This window comes from Oceanobacter antarcticus (assembly GCF_044962685.1).
Lineage (GTDB): Bacteria > Pseudomonadota > Gammaproteobacteria > Pseudomonadales > Oceanobacteraceae > Oceanobacter > Oceanobacter antarcticus.
In genome coordinates, this window is record NZ_JBBKTX010000002.1 from 1 (window position 1) to 24,403 (window position 24,403).

General features: G+C 52.6%; 23 protein-coding genes. 18 read left to right on the forward strand and 5 right to left on the reverse strand.

From position 1 onward, the window contains the following. The first annotated feature begins 306 nt into the window (after positions 1-306). A complete protein-coding gene (locus WG929_RS01595; RefSeq protein WP_416204610.1) occupies positions 307-453 on the forward strand; it encodes a hypothetical protein in 147 nt (48 codons plus the stop codon). A gap of 68 nt (positions 454-521) precedes the next feature. On the opposite strand, the gene WG929_RS01600 is transcribed toward WG929_RS01595, so the two are convergent. Next, positions 522-1,370 carry a M48 family metallopeptidase gene (locus WG929_RS01600; RefSeq protein ID WP_416204611.1) on the reverse strand — a complete coding sequence of 283 codons (849 nt, stop codon included), beginning with the start codon at positions 1,368-1,370 and terminating at the stop codon, positions 522-524. 146 nt (positions 1,371-1,516) lie between these two features. On the opposite strand from WG929_RS01600, the gene WG929_RS01605 reads away from it, so the two are divergent. Beyond that, positions 1,517-2,929 (forward strand): DEAD/DEAH box helicase, encoded by a 1,413-nt coding sequence (locus WG929_RS01605; RefSeq protein ID WP_416204612.1) that lies wholly within the window; start codon positions 1,517-1,519, stop codon positions 2,927-2,929. 41 nt (positions 2,930-2,970) lie between these two features. Here WG929_RS01605 and WG929_RS01610 read toward each other — a convergent pair whose 3' ends face one another. The 3 genes from WG929_RS01610 to map form a co-directional block, all read right to left on the reverse strand. Further along, a complete protein-coding gene (locus WG929_RS01610; RefSeq protein WP_416204613.1) occupies positions 2,971-3,804 on the reverse strand; it encodes a pirin family protein in 834 nt (277 codons plus the stop codon). 110 nt (positions 3,805-3,914) lie between these two features. Then, positions 3,915-6,608, reverse strand: a complete 2,694-nt coding sequence (gene glnD, locus WG929_RS01615) for a [protein-PII] uridylyltransferase (RefSeq protein ID WP_416204614.1) — start codon at positions 6,606-6,608, stop codon at positions 3,915-3,917. Beyond that, on the reverse strand, positions 6,605-7,387 hold the full coding sequence (gene map, locus WG929_RS01620) for a type I methionyl aminopeptidase (RefSeq protein WP_416204615.1): 783 nt from the start codon (positions 7,385-7,387) through the stop codon (positions 6,605-6,607). The genes glnD and map overlap by 4 nt, the downstream gene beginning before the upstream one ends. 298 nt (positions 7,388-7,685) lie before the next feature. Here map and rpsB point away from each other — a divergent pair, with 298 nt between their 5' ends. The 15 genes from rpsB (at position 7,686) to rnhB (ending at position 22,136) form a co-directional block, all read left to right on the forward strand. Further along, positions 7,686-8,441, forward strand: a complete 756-nt coding sequence (gene rpsB / locus WG929_RS01625) for a 30S ribosomal protein S2 (RefSeq protein WP_369857484.1) — start codon at positions 7,686-7,688, stop codon at positions 8,439-8,441. An 89-nt stretch (positions 8,442-8,530) separates the two neighbouring features. Continuing rightward, positions 8,531-9,385, forward strand: a complete 855-nt coding sequence (gene tsf, locus WG929_RS01630; protein ID WP_416204616.1) for a translation elongation factor Ts — start codon at positions 8,531-8,533, stop codon at positions 9,383-9,385. 96 nt (positions 9,386-9,481) lie between these two features. Further along, the gene (gene pyrH / locus WG929_RS01635) at positions 9,482-10,216 is read left to right on the forward strand and encodes a UMP kinase (protein WP_369857486.1); all 735 of its coding nucleotides are present in this window, start codon (positions 9,482-9,484) and stop codon (positions 10,214-10,216) included. Between the two features lie 2 nt (positions 10,217-10,218). After that, entirely contained in the window at positions 10,219-10,776 is a 558-nt protein-coding gene (gene frr / locus WG929_RS01640) for a ribosome recycling factor (RefSeq protein WP_416204617.1), read from the forward strand. A 9-nt stretch (positions 10,777-10,785) separates the two neighbouring features. Further along, the gene (gene uppS, locus WG929_RS01645; protein WP_416204618.1) at positions 10,786-11,553 is read left to right on the forward strand and encodes a polyprenyl diphosphate synthase; all 768 of its coding nucleotides are present in this window, start codon (positions 10,786-10,788) and stop codon (positions 11,551-11,553) included. Beyond that, a complete protein-coding gene (locus tag WG929_RS01650; RefSeq protein ID WP_416204619.1) occupies positions 11,546-12,391 on the forward strand; it encodes a phosphatidate cytidylyltransferase in 846 nt (281 codons plus the stop codon). The genes uppS and WG929_RS01650 overlap by 8 nt, the downstream gene beginning before the upstream one ends. Beyond that, positions 12,388-13,581, forward strand: a complete 1,194-nt coding sequence (ispC, locus tag WG929_RS01655) for a 1-deoxy-D-xylulose-5-phosphate reductoisomerase (RefSeq protein ID WP_416204620.1) — start codon at positions 12,388-12,390, stop codon at positions 13,579-13,581. Before WG929_RS01650 ends, ispC begins: the two co-directional genes overlap by 4 nt. Further along, positions 13,578-14,918, forward strand: coding sequence for an RIP metalloprotease RseP (gene rseP, locus WG929_RS01660; protein ID WP_416204621.1), 1,341 nt, complete (start codon positions 13,578-13,580; stop codon positions 14,916-14,918). The genes ispC and rseP overlap by 4 nt, the downstream gene beginning before the upstream one ends. Positions 14,919-14,954: 36 nt before the next feature. Continuing rightward, entirely contained in the window at positions 14,955-17,516 is a 2,562-nt protein-coding gene (bamA, locus tag WG929_RS01665; RefSeq protein WP_416204622.1) for an outer membrane protein assembly factor BamA, read from the forward strand. 41 nt (positions 17,517-17,557) lie between these two features. After that, positions 17,558-18,049, forward strand: coding sequence for an OmpH/Skp family outer membrane protein (locus WG929_RS01670; protein ID WP_416204623.1), 492 nt, complete (start codon positions 17,558-17,560; stop codon positions 18,047-18,049). A 32-nt stretch (positions 18,050-18,081) separates the two neighbouring features. Continuing rightward, positions 18,082-19,104: a UDP-3-O-(3-hydroxymyristoyl)glucosamine N-acyltransferase gene (gene lpxD / locus WG929_RS01675; protein WP_416204624.1), complete on the forward strand. Its 1,023-nt coding sequence runs from the start codon at positions 18,082-18,084 to the stop codon at positions 19,102-19,104. Continuing rightward, positions 19,104-19,568, forward strand: coding sequence for a 3-hydroxyacyl-ACP dehydratase FabZ (gene fabZ, locus WG929_RS01680; RefSeq protein ID WP_369857495.1), 465 nt, complete (start codon positions 19,104-19,106; stop codon positions 19,566-19,568). Before lpxD ends, fabZ begins: the two co-directional genes overlap by 1 nt. Then, on the forward strand, positions 19,565-20,335 hold the full coding sequence (gene lpxA, locus WG929_RS01685) for an acyl-ACP--UDP-N-acetylglucosamine O-acyltransferase (protein ID WP_416204625.1): 771 nt from the start codon (positions 19,565-19,567) through the stop codon (positions 20,333-20,335). The genes fabZ and lpxA overlap by 4 nt, the downstream gene beginning before the upstream one ends. After that, positions 20,335-21,510, forward strand: a complete 1,176-nt coding sequence (gene lpxB / locus WG929_RS01690; protein ID WP_416204626.1) for a lipid-A-disaccharide synthase — start codon at positions 20,335-20,337, stop codon at positions 21,508-21,510. Before lpxA ends, lpxB begins: the two co-directional genes overlap by 1 nt. A gap of 14 nt (positions 21,511-21,524) precedes the next feature. Further along, a complete protein-coding gene (gene rnhB, locus WG929_RS01695) occupies positions 21,525-22,136 on the forward strand; it encodes a ribonuclease HII (protein WP_416204627.1) in 612 nt (203 codons plus the stop codon). A gap of 10 nt (positions 22,137-22,146) precedes the next feature. Here rnhB and WG929_RS01700 read toward each other — a convergent pair whose 3' ends face one another. Next, positions 22,147-22,968 (reverse strand): lysophospholipid acyltransferase family protein, encoded by an 822-nt coding sequence (locus tag WG929_RS01700; RefSeq protein ID WP_416204628.1) that lies wholly within the window; start codon positions 22,966-22,968, stop codon positions 22,147-22,149. Between the two features lie 98 nt (positions 22,969-23,066). On the opposite strand from WG929_RS01700, the gene WG929_RS01705 reads away from it, so the two are divergent. Beyond that, positions 23,067-24,272 (forward strand): BaiN/RdsA family NAD(P)/FAD-dependent oxidoreductase, encoded by a 1,206-nt coding sequence (locus WG929_RS01705; RefSeq protein ID WP_416204629.1) that lies wholly within the window; start codon positions 23,067-23,069, stop codon positions 24,270-24,272. Positions 24,273-24,403 lie beyond the last annotated feature (131 nt).

Consider the following 24,403-nt stretch of genomic DNA (forward strand, 5'->3'; position numbering starts at 1 on the left):
GGTTGATGTGCTGCTGCCATTGTTCGGATTTAGTCATGAGCTGTCTCGTTGAAGAATTTGAAGACAGCTTAGAATGAATTGAGTAGTGATTTTAGATGGGGTTGTTTGAGCGTTTACGTTGAATTCAGAGGGTAAATACTAAAATTTACATATTGGGTGTTGATGCAATCACACAGCTATCTTGAATACACCCCTAGGGAGGGTGAATTTGGATGTGGATCGGGCTGAATTTAACCTGAGGGGGACATATATTTAATCCTGCACGACTCTGCGTGAGTGTTGCCGGTGATCAGGGCAAGGCGGCGAATGCCGCGAAATGACGAGTCCTTTTCAAGGTCGTCAACACCGCTCTGGACGGCGGCAACCCGCGCTCCCCGGGGGCTGCCGGATGATTCCAACTCGGTGTTGCCGGTTTTTGATTTGATCCATCAGGCCTGCAAACCGGCTTCGTGATTCGACACCATCCGAAAGCCCAATGAGCACTGGTTTAAATAGAGGGTCTCTCCGGTGTGTGTCTCTGGCTACTGCACGATGGTCACCGGATAAACCGCAGATTTTTTGGCCGTCGGATTCAGCTGTCTCATTTCCGGAGCCAGTTTACCCAGTTCCTTGGCGCGGTTGCCAGATGAAGGGTGAGTTGATAAAAACTCCGGCCCGGAGCTGCCACCGACTTCCTGCATTTTTTCCCAGAGCGTAACGGCGGAGGTCGGGGAATAACCAGCACGGGTAGCCAGTTCGATGCCGATACGGTCTGCTTCGTTTTCGGCAGTCCGACTGTTTGGCAGTTGCAAGGCATACTTCGCAGCCATGGCACCACCCGAGAGGGCGATGGCGTTATTGTCGGTAGCGGCAGCCGTTGCCGCCAGACCGGCGTTGATCACCATGGCCCGCGACATTTGCTCGGCGGTGTGGTTGGCCAGCGCATGGGAAATTTCATGCCCCATGATTTGGGCAATTTCATCATCGGTCAGATTGAGCTGGTCGATAATGCCGGTATAAATGGCCATGCGACCACCGGCCATACACCAGGCGTTCAAGGTGTCGGGGTCGTCAATGATGGCAACACTCCATTCCCAGCTGGCTGTTTTCGGGTATTTGGCAACCGCTTCTGTGATCAGTCGGCCAGTGATGGTTTTGATGCGGCTGATGCGTTTGGGGTCGGTGACCAGTTGGTCGCTTTCTTCCAGCTCGCTGACCGTGCTCAGGTAGGCACTTTTGGATTCGCTGATGGCTTTCTCTGGCGAGATCACCATCAATTGGGTACGTCCGGTGGGGCTGGTGGCGCAACCCGCCAAGACCAGAGCGGTGGCGATGCCCAAAAGCAGCAAGGATGTGTTGATAGTCAGTTTGGGTGTGTACGTCATCATCATCGTTTTCCGTTTTTGATAATCCTGATGGGGCCAGTCTACGGTCAATTGCCTTCAGTCTGAAGAGATGCAGTGACAGTTCGTTTAATTCAGGGTGTCTCTGTCATCCGGCTGTTATAATCGCCGCAATATTATTGTGAGGCGTCTACGTGTTTACTGATTATCCCCTGAATGCTCGCCTGGCGCTTGGCCTGGAAAAATTGTCTCTGGAAGCTCCAACCGAGGTGCAGCAGGCAGTGCTGCCGCTGGCATTGGCGGGCAAGGATATTCAGGTCTGTGCCGAGACGGGCAGTGGTAAAACCCTGGCCTATCTGTTGCCCGTGATGCAGGGGTTACTGGATCGGGATGCGCCCAACTCCGCAACCCGTGCGTTGATTATGTGTCCCACTCGAGAGCTGGCTACCCAGGTGACCAAGGTGTGTCAGCATTTTTGTGATCTGACGACACTCAGTGTCGGACAGTTGTGTGGTGGTGAAGAGTTTCAGTATCAGGCGGCGTTGCTGCGTAAAAATCCAGAGTTGATTATTGCAACGCCGGGTCGTCTGGTGGATCACCTGAAACGTGGTACGTGTGATCTGGGCGATCTGGAATATCTGATTCTGGATGAAGCCGACCGTATGCTGGATATGGGCTTTGCCGAAGATATGGACATCATTCGTCGCGCTTGTAATAACGAGCGTCAGACCATGCTGCTTTCGGCGACCTTGCGCCATGAAGGGGTTGGCCGAATTGCCGCCAATCTGCTGAAAAATCCTGAAGAAATCACTACCCATACCATTCAGGAGCAGCATGGTTTAATCACCCAGCAGCGGATTCTGGCGGATGATAACGCTCATAAAGACCGCTTGATCGCCTGGTTATTGGCGCATGAAACCTACGAAAAGGCGTTGATTTTTGTTAACAAACGCACCGAGGTCGAACGCCTGTCAGAATTTGTTCGTCGTCATCGTAACGGTGTTGCCATGCTACACGGCGAAATGACTCAGGATGAGCGCAAGTATGTGATGCAGACGCTCAGGGAAGGCAAACGTAATATTCTGGTGGCGACGGATGTGGCGGCGCGTGGCCTGGATGTTGAGGGAATGGATCTGGTGATCAATTATGATCTGGCACGCAAGGGCGATGAATACGTTCACCGTATTGGCCGTACTGGCCGGGCAGGCAAGTCGGGTTTGGCCATCAGTCTGATTTCTCCGTATGAATGGAATCTCAAAGCGGCGATCGAAAGTTATATTCAGGTGGTGATGGAAGCGCGCAAAATTGAAGGCTTGGTGGCGGTATACAAAGGCCCGAAAAAACTCAAGGCTTCGGGCAAGGCGGCATCTGTTGGTAAACGTAAACCAAAGACCAAAGCTGCTCCATCCGGTCGTGATGGCAAGCCAGCCAGAACCGGGCCGCGTCCATCTCGACCTGCTGTTGCGGGGAGCCGTCCCGCTGCTGGAAGCCGTGCAGCTGAAGGGAACCGTCCTGCTGCTGTAGGGAGTCGTCCGAGTACGCGTAAAAGTAATGTCACGGATGGAGAAGGCTTTGCACCGTTACATCGGAAAAAGCCAACCGAGTAGGTTGGCTTTTTGGCTGCCGTGCCGGTTATAACTGGTTGTGGTTATTGGCCAAAACGACCAGCGTTGTAGTCGGCAATGGCTTGTTCGATTTCCTCGACGCTGTTCATCACAAATGGCCCGTAGTGAGCTATTGGTTCTCGCAACGGGCGTCCCGTCAGCAGCAGCAGATCGGTATCACTGGTGGCATTCAGCGTGATTATTTCTTCGTCGGTGTCAAACATAACCAGAGACTGGCTGTGGTTCATGTCAGTCAATAGACCCCGATAAACATAGGCCATGACGCTATGGTCAGCAGTGATTGGCAAGGTGAGCTGTTGCCCAGCGTCAAGGTGTATGTCGGCAATGCCAGCGTTGGCTGCGATGGTTGCCAATGGTGCAACATAGTCTTCGCCATCAATGATCCAGTGCCCGGCGATCAGCTTTAGTTGAGCACCGCAGGCAGCCGTTTGGAGCAGGATTTCATCAGCGGCAACATCACGGTACCCCGGTGTCTTCATCTTTTCGCTGGCAGGCAGATTAATCCAGAGCTGGAAGCCATGCAGTGCGTCCATTTCCCGCGACGGCATTTCGGAGTGAATAATGCCGCGTCCGGCCGACATCCATTGTGCGCCACCACTGTTGATCAAGCCGCGGTTACCAAGGTGATCCTTGTGTTCCAGTGCGCCCTGAAGCAAATAGGTCAGGGTTTCCATGCCTCGGTGAGGGTGGGGCGGGAAGCCGCCGATGTAGTCATCCGGGTTGTCTGATCGCAGTTCGTCGATCATTAGAAATGGATCGGAGGCGGTGTCGTTAAAGAGTGCGACACGCTGAATTTTTACGCCATCGCCATCAGAACTGGCGTGGCTGCGAATGATTTTCTGGTAACGCTGGGACATAACATTCTCCTGATAATGTGAGAAGGCTACACCGTCTTTCCTCTGGCTGCTGAGGATAATTTACCGGCTATCAATCGAATAAATCGAATTAAAGGCTGTGGAATGATCTATTAAACAGCCGTTTGTGCCTGAATCTGATCATCCAAGCCTAATATAATGGCGTGTTGCAGTTGCTGGCATAACACCGGGTCGGAAAACGGTTCTCCATCCTGATCCACGATGTAGAAAATATCCGATACTCGTTCACCTTCGGTGAGAATCTTGGCTCCCTGCATCTGGGCGCCAAACTCGGAGAAAATAGCACCCACGCGTGCCAGTAATCCCGGACGGTCGGCTGCGGTGACTTCCAGCACTGTGCGTTGCATGTGAGGATCATTACTCATGGTGACTTGGGTCTCGACTGGAAATTGCTTGAGCAGACGCGGAGTGCGGCGCTGAATGATCGTGGAGTATTCTTCCGGGTTCTCCAGTGCGGTGATCAAGGCGTGACGGATGGTGTCCAGGCGTTGTGGGTCATTGATCGGACGGTTATTCTCATCCAGAACAATATAGGTATCGACGGCCTTATTGTCTGATTCGGAGGTCATGACTCGGGCATCCTGAATATTGAGATTGAGCTGATCCAGGGTGGCGGTGGTGACCGCAAACAGGTCGATCTGGTCTTTCATGTAAATAAAAATCTGTGTGGCACCTTCTCGATCCCGATCAGAGGTTTGGCGAATGGAAATCAGTGGGTCGCTATTGTTGCCATGCCCGGCGATGGAGAGGGTGTGCCAGAGAATATTGTCAACACTTTCTCTTAAAAAGTAGTCATCACCGCAGTCGCCCCAGATTGCCAGGGTTTGCTCCCGGCTCAACCCCTGTGCTGTCAGTTGCGACAAAGCTTCCTGCTGAATTTCTTCGATATAATCTTCCTTGTTTAACGGATTGGCGAGACCACGACGGAGGGCTTGCTGGGTATTGAAATACAGTGAGCGCATCTGCTCTGCACGCCAGCTGGTCCAAAGCTTGGGATTGGTGCTGATCATGTCGGCAATGGTGATCAGGTAGAGCATGTCGAGGTGATGCTGGTCGCCGATGTCCAGTGCAAACTGATGAATGTCATCCGGATTGTTCAGATCCAACCGCTGTGCCGCGTACGACATAGTGAGGTGGTTGGCGACCAGCCAGCAGACCATATGGGTGTCGGTGGGGCGCAGATTGTGTTGGCTGCAAAACTGCAGGGCGATGGCTTCGCCGTTACTGGAATGATCACCTTCCTGAGCCTTGCCAGTGTCGTGCAGCAGGGCGGCCAGATACAGGACTTCGCGGCGCTGAATGCGATGAATCAGCTTGGATGCCAGCGGGTACTGGTTACGCAGGCTGGAAAAGCGCAGCTGGCGCAACATGCGGATCATGCGGAAGCTGTGGTCATCGACGGTATGAATGTGCAGCAGGTCGTGCTCCATCATGCCGATGATACGACCGAACTCGGGAATGTAACGTCCGAGAATGCCGTAGCGCATCATGCGTGACAACTCACGCACGACGTGATTTTTGTGGCAAATAAGATCAATAAAGCAGGCATTGTTTGCGGGATTGGTGCGAAATGTATCGTCAATCAGATGGCGATGATCGCGTAAGGCGCGAATGGTATCAGAATGAACACCTTTCAGGTCGGGGGTGTTGGCACAAAGGACAAAGACTTTTAATAGCCAGGCGGGTTCGCGGGCAAACAGCTGCAGGTCAATCAATTGCAGGTAACCATTAAACAGCACGAAGTGTTCGTTGACAGCAACGGGCTCGATACCTTCATGGCTGTTCATGAAATCTTCGTTGAAATGCAGCAACAGCAGATCGCATAACTCGGTGGTTGAGAGTTGGTTGCGGTAAAAACGGGTCATAAAACGCTCGACACCAAGATGATCATTGTCATCTTCAAACCCCAACAGGCTGGCAACCTGGCGTTGCAGGTTAAACAACAGGCGGTCTTCTTCCCGTCCTGCCAGCATGTGCAGGGCATAACGGACCTGCCAGAGAAACTTCATGCTGCCGGCCAGTCGTGTGAATTCAAACTCGGTCAGAAAGCCCCGGTTCTGCAGCGCTTCGAGGCTGCCGTCACCAAAGTATCGTGTGGTCACCCAGCTGACGGTCTGGATGTCACGCAAGGCACCTGGCGAGTTTTTGACATTGGGTTCGAGGTTGTATTCGGAGTCGTTATGCTTGTCGTGACGTTTTTCCAGTTCGTGCCATTTTTCTTTGAAAAAAGTTGCTGCAGGCCACAGGCCAGGTTCGTTGATAATATTCTTCAGGTCGATATGGAGTTCAGCTGTACCGGCGATTATTCGGCTTTCAAGCATATTGGTAATAATGGTGAGGTCTTTCGATGCTTCCTTGCGGCAATCGTCCAGTGTTCTGACGCTATGGCCGATTTCCAGTTTCAGATCCCAAAGCAAGGTGATAAACCCTTGCAGCTGTCCGGCATTGCTGGAGATGGCTTGTTCATCACGGCAGAGCAGCAGCAAGTCGATGTCTGAATAGGGGTGCAATTCACCGCGGCCATAGCCTCCGACCGCAAGCAACGCGAGGTCGTCATTCAGCAGGCCATTGTGCCGCCAGAGGCAGGCCAGCAAGGCGTCCATTTGCTCTGAGCGAAATCGTACCGGGGTTTCTGCATCCAGTGTGGCACGAAAATACGCATCAGCGTTTTGCTGGGTTTGTTGCAGTACTTCGCGGATGACCGGAATTGGCCCAGAGCATTCCGCCAGCCGGGCCAAAAGCTCTGCATGGTCGGCGAGCTTCAGTTCAGGTCGCTCCAGGCTCATGTGCCAGCTCGGTATTTTTCACCCGTGCGTGCCGTCAGCACCTCCACTCCGGATGTCGTGACCAATAGCGTGTGCTCCCACTGGGCGGACGGTTTGCGATCCTTGGTGACCACGGTCCAGCCATCCTTCATCAGTTTGTTGAAGCGGGTGCCGAGGTTGATCATGGGTTCAATGGTAAAGGTCATGCCTTCTTCCAGTGCCATACCTGTGCCTGGCTTGCCGTAGTGCAGTACCTGAGGGTCTTCATGAAAGGTTTTACCGATGCCGTGGCCGCAGTATTCACGAACCACTGAGTAGTGATTGGATTCTGCGTGTTTCTGGATAGCGGCACCGATGTCACCCAATTGAACACCAGGACGTACCATCTCAATGCCCAGGTAGAGGCACTCCTGAGTGATTTCCACCAGGCGCTTTACGGCCGCTATTGGCTCGCCAACAAAGAACATCTGGCTGGTGTCGCCGTGGTAGCCATCTTTGATGACTGTAATATCGATGTTGATGATGTCGCCTTTTTTCAGGATTTTGTCATTGCTGGGAATGCCGTGACAAATCACCTGGTTAATCGAGGTGCAGATGGATTTGGGGAAGCCGTTGTAATTCAGTGGCGCCGGGATGGCTTGCTGTTCATTTACGATGTAGTTGTGGCACAAGGTATCCAGTTCTCCCGTGGATACACCGGGGACGACATAAGGCCCGATCATTTCAAGGACGTCAGCTGCCAGGCGCCCGGCAACGCGCATTTTTTCAATTTCTTCAGCCGTTTTGATGGTAACAGTCATGTATAGATACAGAATTCCGCTGGTAGATGGGTCATTGTATCGGTTGTGACCGCAGTGTTGAACAATCATTAAATGTAATTGTACGTGACAAGGAAAGCTATGGCTCTGGTCTCGAGGGCTTCAAAGTGGTATAAAGCGCGCGCTGTAAGCACCGTCGGGGCAGGGCAAGTAATTGACTCTGTACCGGCAACTAAATCACACACGTGCCACAACGATGTGTCGGGGTGCTGCCAACTTCGGTTGTGCAGTCGACTCATTGGGTACGTGGAGGCCTAACCCAACTGTATAAGGTATAGATATGGCACAAGTAAATATGCGTGACCTGCTGAAAGCAGGCGTTCACTTTGGTCACCAGACTCGTTACTGGAACCCGAAAATGGGTCGTTACATTTTTGGTGCACGTAACAAGATTCACATCATCAATCTGGAACACACGGTTCCGGCGATGAATGAGGCTCTGGTTAAAATTGAAGGCATCGCTGCCCGTAACAACAAGATTCTGTTTGTTGGTACCAAGCGCGCTGCTGGCAAAATTATCAAGGAACAGGCCGAACGTGCCGGTATGCCATTTGTGGCGCACCGCTGGCTGGGCGGCATGCTGACCAACTACAAAACCATTCGTCAGTCTATTCGTCGTCTGCGTGACCTCGAAACGCAACAAGCTGACGGTACATTTGAGCAACTGACCAAAAAAGAAGCCCTGATGCGTAGCCGTGAAATGGAGAAGCTGGAACGCTCCATTGGTGGTATCAAGGAAATGGGCGGTTTGCCAGATATGGTGTTTGTAATCGACGTTGACCATGAACGTATTGCGATTCAGGAAGCTAACAAGCTGGGTATCCCGGTTGTTGGTATTGTGGATACCAACTCCAACCCGGATGGTATCGATTTCGTAATCCCTGGCAATGACGATGCCATTCGCGCTATCCAGATTTATGCTTCTGCTGTTGCAGATGCCGTTCTGGAAGGCAAGCAGCAGAATGGCCCGGCTGCAGACGAGTTTGTTGAAGTGGCTGCTGAAGAAGCACCTGCAGCAGAAACACCTGCTGAGTAATTGACAACTCGGGTCGGTAAAAAAGGGGGCGTGCCCCCTTTTTTTTAAGCAAGAAATTGAAGACAAGTTAACAAAAGAGGATTGGGATTATGGCGAACGTATCGGCCGCTCTGGTTAAAGAACTGCGTGAACGTACTGGTCTGGGCATGATGGAGTGCAAGAAAGCTCTGACTGCCAATGACGGTGATATCGACAAAGCAATTGAAGACCTGCGTAAGAATTCCGGTCTGAAAGCGGCCAAGAAAGCTGACCGTACTGCTGCCGAAGGCAAGCTGCGTATTCAGGTTCAGGACGGTGTTGCGTTTGTTGTAGAAGTGAACTCCGAGACTGACTTTGCTGCTGGCGATTCAAACTTCAATGCCTTTGCAGATCTGGTGGTTGCCAAGCTGGCAGATACTCGTGAGACCGACGTTGCCAAGCTGATGGCAGGCGACCTGGAAGAGGCGCGTATGGCGCTGGTTCAAAAAATCGGTGAGAACATTACTGTTCGTCGCCCAGTGGTTATTGAAGCCGGTGTTGTGGGAGCTTACCTGCACTCCAATGGCAAGGTTGGCTGCGTGGTGGCGCTGAATGGTGGTACCGAAGACGTTGCCAAAGACATTGCCATGCATGTAACGGCTTCCAACCCGCGTGTGGTTCGTGGTGAAGACATGCCAGCAGAAGTGCTGGAAAAAGAAAAAGAGATTATCAAGGCGCAGCCGGATATGGCAGGCAAGCCAGATGCGATCGTTGAAAAAATGATGGTGGGTCGTATCAACAAGTTCCTGAAAGAAAACAGTCTGCTGGATCAGCCGTTCGTCAAGAACCCTGACCAGACTGTTGGTCAGCTGGCCAAAGAAGCCGGTGCTGAGGTTGTTTCTTTTATCCGCATGGAAGTGGGTGAAGGTATTGAAGTTGAAAAAGTAGACTTCGCTGCAGAAGTTGCTGCACAGCTGAAAGGCTGATACAAACCCGGGGCAAACCATCAGGGATTGTCCCAACCTGAATATGCCGGGGTCACCCGGCATATTTGTATCCAATACACGCTAATGGAGTCGGTCATGGCTAAACAGCAGAGTCCTAAATACAAACGTATCTTGTTAAAGCTGAGTGGCGAAGCCCTGATGGGTGAGCTGGATTTCGGCATTGATCCCAAAGTGCTGGATCGTATGGCGCTGGAAATTGGGCAGCTCAAGGGTATTGGTGTTCAGGTTGGTCTGGTTATTGGTGGTGGGAACCTGTTTCGCGGCAAGAAACTGAGCGAATCGGGTCTGGATCGTGTCGCCGGAGATCACATGGGGATGCTGGCAACCGTTATGAATGCCCTGGCGATGCGGGATGCGCTGGAGCGCGCCAATATTACTACGCGAGTCATGTCTGCGATTCCGATGAGTGGCGTGGTCGATCATTATGACCGTCGCAGTGCCATTCGTGCGCTGGATATTGGGGATGTGGTTATTTTTGCTGCAGGTACCGGCAATCCTTTTTTTACTACCGACTCGGCGGCTTGTTTGCGCGGCATCGAGATCAATGCTGACGTGGTAATGAAAGCCACCAACGTGGATGGTGTGTATACTGCAGACCCGAAGAAAGACCCCAGTGCGACCAAGTACGATACCCTGACGTATCAGGAAGTTCTGGAAAAGCAGCTGGGTGTGATGGATTTGACCGCTATATGCCTGGCGCGTGATCATCAAATGCCGCTGCGGGTCTACGATATGAATGAAGTTGGTGTGCTTGCCCGTCTGGTCACTGGCGGTGACGACGGCACATTGATTGTAAGCGAGGAACAATGAGTATGATCGAAGATATTAAGCAAGATGCAGAAGAACGAATGGGCAAAAGTGTGTCCTCATTGCTGGATGCCTTCAAGCGTGTACGTACCGGCCGGGCGAACCCCGCCATTCTTGATAACATCAGCGTTGATTATTACGGAACCGCGACACCGATTGCTCAGGCAGCCAATGTGATTGTTGAAGATGGCCGTACACTGGCGATCAATCCATGGGAAAAAGCCATGGTCACGGTGATTGAACGGGCTATCCTCAAGTCTGATCTGGGTCTGAATCCGAACACCTCCGGTGATACCATTCGCCTGCATATGCCGATGCTGACCGAAGAAACCCGTAAGGATTTCATCAAGCTGGCGCGTTCTGAGGCTGAAAAAGGGCGAGTTTCCATTCGCAACATTCGTCGCGATGCCAATGGCAGCATCAAAGAGCTGCTGAAAGAAAAAATGATCTCCGAAGATGAAGAGCGCGGTGGTGAGGATCAGATTCAGAAGCTGACCGATAAGTTTATCGCCGAGGTGGATGCTCATCTGGCGCAGAAAGAAAAAGATCTGATGCAGGTCTGATTATTCTTCATGTCTACCAGTATCGATGATAAAAACGCGGCTGTTGGCCGCGTTCCCCGTCATGTTGCCATGATTATGGATGGCAACAATCGTTGGGCCAAGTCGCGTCATTTGCCAGGTATCGCCGGCCATAAGGCGGGGGTTGATGCTGTGCGTCAGGCGGTTGAAGTGTCGGCGCGGGCAGGGGTCGAGGTGTTGACGCTGTTTGCTTTTTCCAGTGAAAACTGGCGTCGTCCGGCAGCGGAGGTGTCTGCACTCATGCAGCTCTTTACGGTTGCGTTGGAGCGGGAAGTCAAACGGCTGCATCGTAACAAACTGCGACTGGTCGTCATGGGCGATAAAAACGGCTTTTCGGCACGTATTCAAAAGTTGATTGCCGATGCGGAGACGCTGACAGCGAACAATACAGGCATGGTCATCGTGATTGCCGCCAATTATGGTGGTCAGTGGGACATTGCCCAGGCTTGTCGGAAAGTGGCGATTGAGGTACAGCAAGGACGTCTGGATCCCGCTGATATCAACGAACATACCTTGCATCAATACACCTGGCTGAGCGAATATCCGGCACCGGATTTATTGATTCGCACCGGCGGCGAACAACGTATCAGTAACTTTATGTTGTGGCAGTGCGCGTATAGCGAGCTGTATTTTTCTCCGGTGTATTGGCCAGACTTTAAAGAACAAGAATATCGCCAGGCGCTTGAATCCTTTGCGGATCGAACCCGTCGCTTTGGCCGAACTGATGACCAGCTGAAGGAAACCGCCAGCCGTGTTTAAACAGCGTGTGATCACCGCTCTGGTGCTCGCTCCCCTGATGGTCATCGGCATTTTCTTTTTGCCGTTGAAACAATTTGCCATCTTTATTGCCGCCATTGCCACTATTGGAGCCTGGGAATGGGCCAATATCGCGGGTTATGAGCGTCGCTGGGGACGGGTTGCCTACGCCTTGATGGTGTTTGTTTGTCTTTATATCAGTGCCCGTGTCCTCCGGATTCGCCCGGAATTATTGGTGTATTACCTCGCCGTTGGGGCGTTGTGGTGGATCGTCGCCTTTGCCCTGGTCAAACGTTATCCCGGCGGAACCAGCTTATGGACTTCGCGCCCGGTCAGAGGGGCGTTGGGTCTGTGTGTGCTGGTGCCGATGTGGGTCGGTTTCATGCACCTCAAGGTACAGCCTCACAGCTCATTGTTGATTATTTTTGTGATGCTGATTGTCTGGGGCGCAGATACCGGTGCCTATTTTTCTGGCAAGCGCTGGGGAAATACCAAGCTCGCTCCCCATGTCAGTCCGGGTAAGTCCTGGGCCGGGTTCTGGGGTGGGCTGGCGACCGCCGCTCTGGTCGCGATACTGTTTGGTTTGGGGCTGGATCGCTGGCTGCAACCGCTGTCGCGTGACGATTATTTGCAAATGTTACTGATTGCGGTAATCACCATGGTTGTTTCCGTACTCGGGGATCTGGTCGAAAGCATGATGAAACGTCATCGCGGTATCAAAGACAGCTCGTCGCTGTTGCCTGGGCACGGCGGGGTACTGGATCGGATCGACAGTATGGCAGCAGCGGTACCGGTATTTGCCTTATGTATTCACCTGCTTGATTGGGGGTTTGGTCAATGACCCGTGCCGTGACCATCTTGGGAGCGACAGGATCAATCGGTTGCAGCACACTGGATGTGATCGCCCGTCATCCTGAGCGTTACCGGGTGTTTGCACTGACCGCTGCTACTAATGCAGAAAAACTGGCTGTTCAGGTGCTTGAACACGCGCCTGACTATGCGGTCATGCTGAATAACAGCGGTGCCGATGCGGTTCGTTGTCGGCTGCCTGCCGGTCATCCTACCCAGGTCTTGTCTGGTGAAGAAGCGTTAGCCTGGGTCGCCGGCCACGAGGACACCGATATAGTGATGGCGGCGATTGTTGGTGCTGCCGGATTGTTACCATCGCTGGCCGCCGCCCGTGCCGGTAAGCGTGTGTTGCTGGCCAATAAGGAAGCGCTGGTGATGGCTGGGCCACTTTTTATGGAGGCCATCAAACAGGGTGGGGCCGAGTTACTGCCCATTGATAGCGAACATAATGCGATTTTCCAGTCGCTACCTGAACACTACGGTGGCCACTTTGCTCCGTATGGTATCAGCAAGATTTTATTGACGGCTTCCGGTGGTCCATTTCGAGGTTGGCAGTCTGCACAGCTTGAAGCGGTCACCCCGGCCCAGGCGGTTGCTCATCCGAACTGGTCCATGGGGCAAAAAATCTCGGTCGATTCCGCTACCTTGATGAACAAGGGACTGGAGTTGATCGAAGCCTGTTTTCTGTTTAACTGCCAACCGGATCAGGTTCAGGTGGTGGTGCATCCCCAAAGTGTTATTCACAGTCTGGTGCAATATTGTGATGGTTCGGTCATGGCTCAGTTGGGCCAGCCCGATATGCGTACTCCGATTGCCTACGGTCTTGCCTGGCCAGAACGAATCACTTCCGGCGTTGCGCCATTGGATCTGGTGACGATTGGCCGGTTTGATTTTGAGGCCGCTGACGAAGAGACTTTTCCCTGTTTGGCTCTGGCTCGACGGGCATTTAGCGTGGGTGGCACCATGCCAACGGTATTAAACGCTGCTAACGAAATTGCCGTTGAGGCATTCCTTGGGGAACGAATTCCCTTCAGTACCATTCCAACGCTCGTCAAACGGGTGATGGATGCTCATGAAACGACAACGGTGAAGAGCCTGGAGACGGTACTGATGGCTGATCATTGGGCCCGTAATCAGGCGATCCTGTTGCTGCAAGGTTCTGTAAACGAGGTGGATGCGTGACAATTCTCTGGTTTATCGTCGCCATCAGTGTGCTGGTGGTGGTTCATGAATACGGTCATTTCTGGGCTGCCCGCCGTTGCGGTGTCCAGGTGCTGCGGTTTTCAGTGGGGTTTGGCAATCCATTGTTTTCTGTACGCGACAAGTATGGCACCGAATACTCGGTGGCACCGTTACCCTTGGGTGGCTACGTTAAGATGCTGGATGAACGCGAAGCCGAGGTGCCCGCGCATTTAAAGGATCAAAGCTTCAACAGTAAATCGGTTTCACAGCGTAATTTTATTGCTGCCGCAGGCCCATTCGCCAATTTTATTTTTGCCATTCTGGCTTACTGGGTGCTGTTTATGGTCGGCACTACCGGTGTGATATCAGATGTTGGTCGGGTAGTTGATGATTCCCCGGCGGCCGTTGCTGGCATTGAGGCGGGTGATCGTATCGTCGCTGTTGATGGGTACCAGACGACCACTTGGGAAGATGTTAACTGGCGTTTGATCAATCATCTGGGCGAAAGCGGTCATATTGCCTTGACGCTTGAAGACAGTAATCGCATTCAGCGCCCCGTGCAGCTGGCGATTCAGAACTGGTTGTCCGACAGCGACCAGCCCGATCCAATGGGATCTCTGGGGATTCAGCCGCGCCAACTAGAGGTGCCGGCGCTGGTCGGTTCTGTGGTCGAAGGCAGCGCTGCAGAACAAGCCGGGTTTTTGCCTGGCGACAAGGTAGTTGCGGTTGACGGCATGGCGATCAAGGACTGGTTTGCCTGGGTCGAGCTGGTGCAGCAACGTGCCGGTGTCGAACTGCAGGTTGAGGTGTTGCGTGATGGTAACAGGCAAATGCTGACCCTGTTACCCGGCAGCCGTACGCTGGACGATGGTCGCCAGATTGGATTTGCTGGAGTGGGGACGGTACAACCTGAAGTTCCGCCAGAATGGTTGAGTACCAGTTCGGCCGATCCATTGACAGCGATGCTGCGTGCAACGGGTAAAACCTGGGATTTGATTACTTTTACCCTTGATTCCCTTTGGAAAATGCTAGCAGGCGATCTCTCGGTAAAGAACTTGAGTGGCCCTATTACCATTGCTAAAGTAGCCGGCGTTTCGGCCTCGGGAGGGCTGGAATCCTTTATACAATTTCTGGCGTTGCTCAGTGTATCACTGGGTGTGCTGAATTTATTGCCGGTACCCATGCTGGATGGTGGTCATATTCTGTTTAATCTGGCAGAAGCCGTGACCGGCAAACCACTACCGGAACGGGTACAGACAGTGGCGATGCAGATGGGCATTGTGATGCTGTTCAGCCTCATGGCAGTTGCCTTTTATAACGATATCGGTCGACTTTAACTTTCGAAAGTCGCGTCATTTTGGATTACATTTTTCATGCGTTCGCTGCTGTTTTCCCTACTTGTTGGGCTATTTTCTTCGATTGCCTGTGCTGATGATTCATTTGTAATTGAAGATATTCGTCTTGAGGGGCTGCAGCGAGTGTCTGCAGGTACCGTGTTTGAGCGGCTGCCGATCAATGCGGGTGACCGGATTGACGGCAATCGCCTGGCAGACGTCTCACGGCGTTTGTTTGCTACCGGCTTTTTTAACGACATCAAGGTGTATCGTGACGGCCAGGTGCTGATCTTCCAACTGGTTGAGTTACCAACCATTACCCAAATTGAACTCGAAGGCAACTCGGCTATTCCGGATGATGTGCTGCTGGATAACCTCAAGCTGGCCGGTTTGGCAGAAGGGATGGTGTTCAAACGCTCGACACTGGAACGTATCGCGCTCGAACTGGAACGCCAGTACGTGATGCAGGGGCGTTACGATGCTCATATCGAAACCGTGGTTGAGGCACTGCCGCGTAATCGGGTGGCGCTGAAAATCAACGTTGAAGAAGGCAATGTGGCGGCGATTGCGCACATCAATATTGTGGGTAACCAGGCGTTTTCGGATGACGAGTTACTGAAACAGTTCAGCTTGCAGGAATCCAACTTCTGGTCCTGGTACGCTGGCGATAACAAGTACTCACGGGAAAAACTGGCAGCAGATCAAGAAGCCCTGCGCTCGTATTACTACGATCGCGGCTACCTGCGTTTTAATATTGAATCCACCCAGGTCGCACTTGCGCCAGAAAAAGATGGTGTTTATATCACGGTGAACGTCACGGAAGGTGATGTCTATAAAGTCCGGGATATCAGGCTGGCGGGTAATCTGGTACTGGATGAAGACGAATTCAAACGTTTCTACAATATTCAGCCTGGTGACGTTTTCTCGCGCAGCAAGGTACTGTCTAGCAGTGAAGGCATGATTCGCCGCCTGGGTAATGACGGTTATACCTTTGCCAAGGTGGATGGCAGCCCCAAACCCGATGACGAAACCCTGGAAGTTGACCTGACTTTTTTTGTTGAGCCAGGACGACGCACCTATGTTCGCAGTGTCAATTTCAGTGGTAACGACAGCACCATGGATGAAGTCCTTCGCCGTGAAATGCTGCAAATGGAAGGTGGTTGGGCATCGACCGAAAAGATTGAAGCCGGTAAAAACCGTCTTAACCAACTGGGCTTTTTCAAGACCGTGACGGTTGAAACACCTGCGGTATCGGGGGCGGATGACCTGATTGACGTTGACTATAACGTTGAAGAGCAAATGAATGGCAGTCTGAACTTCAACATCGGTTATGCCGGTGGCAGCGGTATGATTCTGGGTGCCAGTGTCAGCCAGAATAATTTTCTGGGTTCCGGCAATCGCATGAGCATGAGTGTGCAGAAGAACAAGACGGTGCAATCGTACAACTTCTCTTTCCTCGATCCTTATTACACCATTGATGGTGTCAGTCGTGGCTTTAACTTGTTCTATCGGGAAACAGACTACAATAGCCTGAGTTCTGTCAGTGACTATCAAACCAATGCCAAGGGCGCCAGCGTGACGTTCGGATATCCGATCACCCGTCGCCAGCGACTGTCGATGAGCGCCGGATTTACCAATACCCATATGTTTGAAGGATCGACGGTTCCTGCCGAAATTCTGGAATTTCTGGATACCGAAGGGGATGACTTTGACGAGTATACCCTGGGTCTGAACTGGCGTTACAACGGCCTGAACCGGGGTATGTTTCCGACTGCCGGTATCGAACAAAAACTGTCGGTTGATCTGGGTGTTCCCGGCAGTGATCTGACGACCTACAAGCTGGGCTACACCGCCAATTACTATTTCCCCTTGTTTGAAGACTGGTCATTCCGGGTGCGGACAGAATTGGGCTACGCCAACGGTTATGGCGATCAGAAGCAATTACCCTTCTTCAAGAACTTCCGTTCCGGTGGTCTGGGTTCGGTGCGTGGTTATACCAGCAACAGTCTGGGGCCACGCGGCTTGCCAGAGTACACAGTCGTACCTGTGGTACAAACCGATAGTGACGGCAATGTATTGTATGAGACCGATGAGCTGGGCAAGCCGGTGGTCGACTCATCAGCACCTACCGTGGTGTATAAAACCGATGAAGATGGTGCCGCTGTTGCTGTTTCCAACTCCAGCCAGTACAAGCCAATTTACGACACCGATGCTGATGGCTCTGCGGTGACTGCACCTGCCTATTATGAAACCGCCCGCTCACTGGGTGGTAATATGCTGGCCGAAGCGTCGCTGGAATTGATTTTTCCATTCCCGTTTGTTGAAGATCGCAGCTCATTGCGTAGTGTGCTCTTCTTTGACGCTGGCAATACATTTACCGATAGCTGCTATACCCCCAATGATGCGGATGTTCCTTCATTAACGTCACATCCGTATTGTACTGAGGGGTTAGACTTGTCGGATTTACGGTTGAGTACTGGTGTCGGCCTGACCTGGATAACAGCTATTGGTCCGCTGACCTTTGTATATTCGATACCACTGAATGACCAGCGCGGGGATCGTACGGAAGGCTTCGAGTTCTCTCTTGGTCAGGTTTTTTAATGCTGACATCCAGCACAATTGCAATTTAAAGGAGCATTGGGATGCGTGTTTTTCTGTTTTTGGTTGCTGTACTACTGTCACCGCTGGCGGCAGCTGAATTGAAGGTTGGCGTTGTGGATATGGAGCGTGCCCTGTTTCTGTCTGAAGAAGCCAAGTCCGGTGCGCAAAGGTTTGAAAAAGATAATGGCGCTGCCATCAGCAAAGTGCGTGAGATAGAAAAAGCCATGATGACGCTGAAGGACAAGCGTGAAACCGACGGTGCTATCATGAGCCAAGATGAACTGGCCAAGTTGGTGGGTGAATACGAAGAGAAGGGCAAGGAGCGTCAGTTCTATCTGGAAAAACTGCAGCAGCAGGATCAAAAATGGCGGCAGTCATTTTTCCGGTCGAAATTACCAGAGCTGGAAGAGTTGTTGAAGGCGCTGATCGAGGAAGGCAAATACGACCTGGTGTTGCAGGCAGGAGCCGTGGTGTACAGTGCACCGGCTATCGACCTGACCAAACCGCTGCTTGAACGCCTGAACGGAAAATAACGCTTTATCATTACATTAGTAAGGGCACATCGATGGAGCTGAGTTTATCCGAACTGGCCAGCCACCTTGGCGCAGAAGTCCGTGGCGACGGTTCGACACGGATTGGCGGCGTGGCGCCATTGTCATCGGCAGGTGCCAATGACGTTACTTTTATCGCAGACCCGGCCTATCGCAAGCAACTTGGTACTACCCTGGCAGCCGCCGTTATTGTCAGTCCTGCGCTCGTCGATGATGTGAGCGGTGCTGCACTGGTTGTTGACGATGCCTATCTGGCGTTCGCAAAAACGACCCAGCTGTTTGACAATCGTCCATGCTCGCCTGTTGGTGTTCATCCCCGCGCTATTGTCGAAGATGGCGTTGTACTGGGTGATGGGGTGACGATCGGGCCGGGTGCGGTGGTTGGTCGTAACAGCCGTATCGGTGCGGGTACCGAGATTGGTGCCGGATGCGTTATTGGCAGTGATTGTATTATTGGTGACGATTGTCTGCTGAATGCCAACGTAACGCTGTATTATGGGATAAGCATTGGCGATCGGGTTCGGGTACAATCCGGCGCCGTTATTGGTTCCGACGGTTTCGGCTTTGCTCCCAATAAAGGCAAGTGGGAACGTATTGCCCAGTTGGGCAGCGTTCGTATCGGTAATAATGTCGAAATCGGAGCCAATACCTGTATCGATCGCGGTGCACTTGAAGATACCGTGATCGAAGACGACGTGATTCTCGATAATTTGATCCAGATTGCTCACAACGTGTATGTCGGCCAAGGCTCGGCCATGGCGGGTTGCGTAGGTATTGCCGGTAGCACCCGAATCGGCAAAGGCTGCACTTTAGCGGGTGGTGTCGGGCTTGCCGGACACCTGACGCTGGCTGATGGAGTACATGTTATGGGAATGACGCTGATTACAAATTCGATTGATGAGCCCGGAGCCTATGCGTCGGGTACGTCACATATGCCAGCCAAACAGTGGCGTCGTAGCGCCGCACGATTTAAACAGCTCGATTCGATAGCCAAACGGCTGCAGAAATTAGAGAAAATCCAAGAAGGTAAAGCTTGATGTACCCGCAACCAGTCCAAACGATCCAGGAATTTTTGCCCCACCGTTATCCGTTCCTGTTGGTTGACCGTATCAATGAAGTAGATCTTGAGTCTGAAGATGCTCCAGTGATTCGTGCCATCAAGAATGTCACCATTAACGAAGCGTTTTTTAATGGCCACTTCCCCGGTCATCCGGTGATGCCGGGCGTCCTGATCCTGGAAGCCATGGCTCAGTCTGCCGGTTTACTCGGTATGACCATGATGGGTGAAAAGCGTAAGCCGACTATGCTGTACTACTTTGCCGGGGCCGACCATGTACGCTTCAAGCGTCCGATTGTGCCTGGTGACCAAGTTATTCTGGAAGCCCGTTTTACCGGCACCCGTCGTGGTATCTGGAAATTTGATTGCCGTGCACTGGTGGATGGCGAAGTGGCCTGTTCAGCATTGATTACCTGTGCTGAACGAGATATGGAGCCGGCATGATCCATCCTACGGCCATCATAGACCCGTCTGCCCAACTGGCTGATGACGTTGAAGTCGGTCCGTACAGCATTATCGGTGCAGACGTAGTGATCGACTCCGGTACCATAATTGGCCCTCATGTCGTGATCAAGGGGCCAACCCGTATTGGCAAGCATAATCGGGTTTATCAGTTTGCCACGCTGGGAGAAGACTGCCAGGACAAAAAATATGCGGGCGAACCAACCCGGTTGGTCATTGGCGACAACAACGTGATTCGCGAAAGCTGCACTTTTCATCGTGGTACGGTGCAAGACAACAGCGAAACCCGTATCGGCAGCCATAACCTGTTTATGGTGAATGTGCATGTCGCACACGACTGTGTTGTTGGCGATAACTGTATCCTCGCCAACGACACCAATCTGGCTGGCCATGTACACCTGGGTGACTGGGCGATTCTTGGCGGTGCGACACAAGTGCACCAGTTTTGCAAGATCGGTGCACACGTCATGGCCGGAGCCGGTACCGTGGTACTGAAAGATATCCCGGCTTATGTTATGGCTCTGGGCTATCCGGCAGAACCCCACGGTATCAACGCCGAAGGGCTGCGCCGTCGCGGCTATTCGGCTGAAGCCATCAGTGCCGTGCGTAATGCTTATAAAACGGTTTATCGTCAGGGCTTGACCCTGACGGAAGCATTAGCAAAGCTGGAGCAAGACGCAGCAATCGAAGCGGCAGTGGATGTGCTGTTCGACAGCCTGAAAGATTCCAGTCGCGGGATTATTCGCTAGTGAAGCGGATCGCCATTGTGGTGGGCGAAACCTCCGGCGATATGCTCGGGGCTGGCTTGCTCACATCGCTACGCGAACGCTACCCGGATGCGATTTTTGAAGGTATTGGCGGCCCTTTGATGCAGTCTCGGGGCTTTGACAGCCTGTATCCGATGGAGCGACTGTCTGTCATGGGTCTGGTCGAGGTACTGGGCCGTCTGTTTGAGTTGCTGAAAATCCGCAAATCACTGGTGCAATACTGGAGTGAGAATCCGCCGGATGTGCTCATCGGTATCGATGCCCCGGATTTTAACCTGACGCTGGAAGAAAAACTGAAAGCGCGGGGCGTCAAAACGGTTCATTACGTCAGTCCATCGGTTTGGGCCTGGCGTCAGAAACGAGTGATAAAAGTCGGCCGTGCTGTCGATTTGATGTTGACGTTGTTTCCGTTCGAAGCCCGTTTTTACGAAGAACACCGTATTCCGGTACGTTTTGTGGGCCATCATCTGGCTGACAAGATTCCGTTTGAAACACCCAAAACCCCCGCTCGTGAAACTCTGGGACTGGATGTCAGCAAACCATTGGTGTGTCTGATGCCCGGCAGCCGGGGTGGTGAAGTGGAACGTCTCGGCCCGCTGTTCCTTGAAACTGCCCAGCTGATGTTACGCAAACGTGCCGACTTGCAATTTGTGATTCCGGCTGTCAGTGTGGATCGTCGTAACCAGTTGGAAGCCCAGCTGGCGGATATGCCCCTGAAATTACCGGTTACTATTGTGCTGAGCCAGTCCCATACCTGTATGGCGGCGGCCGATGTGATTTTGCTGGCGTCTGGTACCGCAACACTGGAGGCGATGCTGCTGAAACGGCCGATGGTGGTCAGTTACAAGGTCAACAAGGTTACGGCATTCCTGTTACGCCGTATGCTGAAACAGCCTTTTATCTCTTTGCCCAATCTGTTGGCAGGACGAGAGCTGGTACCTGAGGTCTTGCAGGAGCAAGCGACGCCGATGAAGCTGGCGCACGAATTGATCACTTGTCTTGAAGATCAGGATACCCGTCACCAGTTGCACGAAACCTTCCAGTTTATTCATCGGCAATTACGACGTAATGCGGATCATGAAGCCGCAAAAGCCGTCATTGAATTGCTCGAACCAGAACAGGCCGCTGGTGCAGACATGCGCCAGGACGCGCACTAACCGAATAGTATCCCATGATTGATATTGAACTGTCCCTGATTGAACAGGGACTTGTCTACTGCGGTATTGATGAAGCCGGAGCCGGACCGTTGTGTGGCGACGTGCTTGCGGCGGCAGTGGTATTACACCCGGACAGACCCATCCCAGGGCTGGATGATTCAAAAAAGTTGACTGAAAAACGTCGGCAAATTGTCTACGAACAGATTCTTGAGTCGGCTGTGGATTACGCCATTGCCCGTGCGACCGTTGCAGAAATAGATGACATCAATATTCTCAACGCCCGCATGCTGGCGATGACCCGTGCGGTGGCCGGTTTGTCGGGTGATGTTGAATATGCACTGGTGGATGGCAATCGCTTGCCACAGCTCGACATTGCTGCAACCACAGTGATCAAGGGCGACAGTCTGGTGCAGGCCATCGCTGCCGCTTCTGTGCTCGCCAAGGTCACCCGTGATCGGGAAATGCTGGCACTGGACAAGGTGTATCCTGGTTACGGTTTTGCCCAACACAAGGGTTACGGGACAAAAGTGCATCTGCAAGCGCTGCAAACCTTGGGGCCTTGTGCCATTCACCGGCGCAGTTACGCGCCGGTCAGGGCTTTGTTGGAGTCGGACTCCACGCGTTAAGGTCAGCCAATCAGCGTTTTAGTGGCAACGAGTGAAACTGCTCAGCCTGACGATAGGTTTGCTGACGGAGGAAGTCACGCAGCGCTTCGTCGGTGGTGCAGGCAGCTATCTGTTCTGGAGTAATGGCTTCACCGATGCCCAGATGAATGGTGGACTTGCGTTTTTTGAGGAATTCGGCCGGAATTCTCAGTGTTCGCAGGGCTGGATGAATTTTGCCCAGAATATGAAAGCTGGCACTGTTGCGGCCGTGAAAATACACCGGAATAACGGGTACGTTGGCTTTACGGATCAGGCGCACACTGGCGATGGGCCAGGTTTTGTCGCTGATACCGCGTTGGCCTTTGTACCAGGTGGATACTTCACCGGCAGGAAACAGCCCCAGGCCATTCCCCTGTTTCAGTTGGCCGAGTGATTTACGCATGCCGCCCATGCCTTTTGGGCCGCCTTTTTCAAACGGATTAACCGTAATAAAAAGATCGGCAATCGGGGCAAAATAACTCAGTAGGTAGTTGGCAACGACGCGGAAATCCGGGCGAATACGGCAAATCAGCAGTAGCAGGATAACGCCGTCGAGGAAGCCGAACGGGTGGTTGGAAACGGTGATAAAAGGTCCCGTTGCCGGAATGGCCCGACGCAGTACATCGTCGTCATAATCCAGTTCGATATTCAGATAGTGGAGCGATTCCTCAATCATATCGATGCCCTGCTTGGCATCCAGCTTGTCGTAAATACGAGTCAGAGTTGGGCCTTTTAATAGCCGCAGCAGCATGTCGAGTTTGCGAGGGGAGAGTTTGGTCGCTTCCAGTAGTCCCTTGCGATCAAATAACTCCATAGCGTGTTTCCCGTGGTCGGTAATGAATCGAACGCATAATACCAGTCAATCCCCTTGCGGCAAGCGCTTGTTGGAGTCGCTACAGTTTGGATAAACGAATGAAAAATCACACCAATGTCATCATTATCGGGGCGGGTGCCGCCGGGTTGATGTGCGCCGCACTGGCGGCCGCTGGCGGCTGTTCTGTGCGGGTGCTGGATCATGCCAACAAGGCGGGCAAAAAGATTCTGATGTCCGGTGGCGGACGCTGTAATTTTACCAACTATGACATCCAGCCTGAGCGCTATCTTGGTCATAACCCGCACTTCTGTAAATCTGCCCTGAGTCGTTATACCCAGTGGGACTTTATCGCGCTGGTCGACAAGCATGGTGTGGCCTGGCATGAGAAAAAGGATGGTCAGCTGTTTTGTGATAACAAATCGAGCGACATTCTCAACCTGCTGCTGAGCGAGTGTGACCAGGCTGGGGTCGATATCCAGCTCGACACGAGCATCCAGGCTGTCGCGGCGGAGCCTGCTGGCGGCTACCGTTTGCAGACCAGTAGTCAGCAATATCACTGTGATGCACTGGTGATAGCAACGGGTGGGCCATCCATTCCGACCCTGGGTGCCAGTGGTTTTGGTTATCAGGTCGCTCGCCAGTTTGGTCTGGCGGTTTATGAGCCGGTCGCCGCACTGGTGCCGTTTACTCTGACCAGCCAGCTCAAGCAGTTGAGTAGTGAATTATCGGGTAACGCTTGCCGTGTTGATGTCAGCTGTCATGGCAAGCATTTTCTGGAAGACATGCTGTTTACTCATCGGGGATTGAGTGGCCCGGCGATGCTGCAGATTTCCAGCTATTGGCAGCCCGGCGATAGCTTGACGATTAACCTGTTGCCAGAAGCTGATGCGGCGGTGGAATTGCGCTCAGCCCAGCACACCACCCCTAAGCAACTGGTCAAAACCTGGCTGGGTCAGCGTTTGACACAAAAAATAGCCGAATGCTGGCTGGCTGCGGTGGGATTCGCCGCCGATCAACCCTTGTCCGCGTTGAATGGGGCACAAATGGATGATCTGGCCCAACGTATTCACCACTGGCAGGTCAAGCCTGCTGGCACTGAAGGGTATCGTACTGCCGAGGTGGCCCTTGGCGGTGTCGATACCGATGAGTTGTCTTCCAAAACCCTGGAAAGCAAAAATCATCAAGGTTTGTACTTTATTGGTGAAGTGGTGGATGTCACCGGTCATCTGGGTGGATTCAACTTTCAATGGGCCTGGTCCAGTGCAGCCGCAGCAGCAGAGCACCTTGTCAAAGTCCGGAGCTGATACTCTGGATGTAATCGTTGATACCTTGGTAGCGTATTTTTTAGGTGAATAGCAAGAATACGTCCTATTGATTTCAATTATGGGTTCGATGTCCATAGTATTCATTGGCAAGCGGCGATGAGCATCCGGCA

Excerpts from the sequence above, each read along its gene's own strand:
- WG929_RS01595 (WP_416204610.1), top strand. The coding sequence starts at position 307 with ATGCCGCGAAATGACGAGTCCTTTTCAAGGTCGTCAACACCGCTCTGG.
- WG929_RS01600 (WP_416204611.1), bottom strand. The coding sequence starts at position 1,370 with ATGATGATGACGTACACACCCAAACTGACTATCAACACATCCTTGCTG.
- WG929_RS01610 (WP_416204613.1), bottom strand. The coding sequence starts at position 3,804 with ATGTCCCAGCGTTACCAGAAAATCATTCGCAGCCACGCCAGTTCTGAT.
- glnD (WP_416204614.1), bottom strand. The coding sequence starts at position 6,608 with ATGAGCCTGGAGCGACCTGAACTGAAGCTCGCCGACCATGCAGAGCTT.
- map (WP_416204615.1), bottom strand. The coding sequence starts at position 7,387 with ATGACTGTTACCATCAAAACGGCTGAAGAAATTGAAAAAATGCGCGTT.
- rpsB (WP_369857484.1), top strand. The coding sequence starts at position 7,686 with ATGGCACAAGTAAATATGCGTGACCTGCTGAAAGCAGGCGTTCACTTT.
- tsf (WP_416204616.1), top strand. The coding sequence starts at position 8,531 with ATGGCGAACGTATCGGCCGCTCTGGTTAAAGAACTGCGTGAACGTACT.
- pyrH (WP_369857486.1), top strand. The coding sequence starts at position 9,482 with ATGGCTAAACAGCAGAGTCCTAAATACAAACGTATCTTGTTAAAGCTG.
- frr (WP_416204617.1), top strand. The coding sequence starts at position 10,219 with ATGATCGAAGATATTAAGCAAGATGCAGAAGAACGAATGGGCAAAAGT.
- uppS (WP_416204618.1), top strand. The coding sequence starts at position 10,786 with ATGTCTACCAGTATCGATGATAAAAACGCGGCTGTTGGCCGCGTTCCC.
- ispC (WP_416204620.1), top strand. The coding sequence starts at position 12,388 with ATGACCCGTGCCGTGACCATCTTGGGAGCGACAGGATCAATCGGTTGC.
- bamA (WP_416204622.1), top strand. The coding sequence starts at position 14,955 with ATGCGTTCGCTGCTGTTTTCCCTACTTGTTGGGCTATTTTCTTCGATT.
- WG929_RS01670 (WP_416204623.1), top strand. The coding sequence starts at position 17,558 with ATGCGTGTTTTTCTGTTTTTGGTTGCTGTACTACTGTCACCGCTGGCG.
- lpxD (WP_416204624.1), top strand. The coding sequence starts at position 18,082 with ATGGAGCTGAGTTTATCCGAACTGGCCAGCCACCTTGGCGCAGAAGTC.
- fabZ (WP_369857495.1), top strand. The coding sequence starts at position 19,104 with ATGTACCCGCAACCAGTCCAAACGATCCAGGAATTTTTGCCCCACCGT.
- lpxA (WP_416204625.1), top strand. The coding sequence starts at position 19,565 with ATGATCCATCCTACGGCCATCATAGACCCGTCTGCCCAACTGGCTGAT.
- rnhB (WP_416204627.1), top strand. The coding sequence starts at position 21,525 with ATGATTGATATTGAACTGTCCCTGATTGAACAGGGACTTGTCTACTGC.
- WG929_RS01700 (WP_416204628.1), bottom strand. The coding sequence starts at position 22,968 with ATGGAGTTATTTGATCGCAAGGGACTACTGGAAGCGACCAAACTCTCC.
- WG929_RS01705 (WP_416204629.1), top strand. The coding sequence starts at position 23,067 with ATGAAAAATCACACCAATGTCATCATTATCGGGGCGGGTGCCGCCGGG.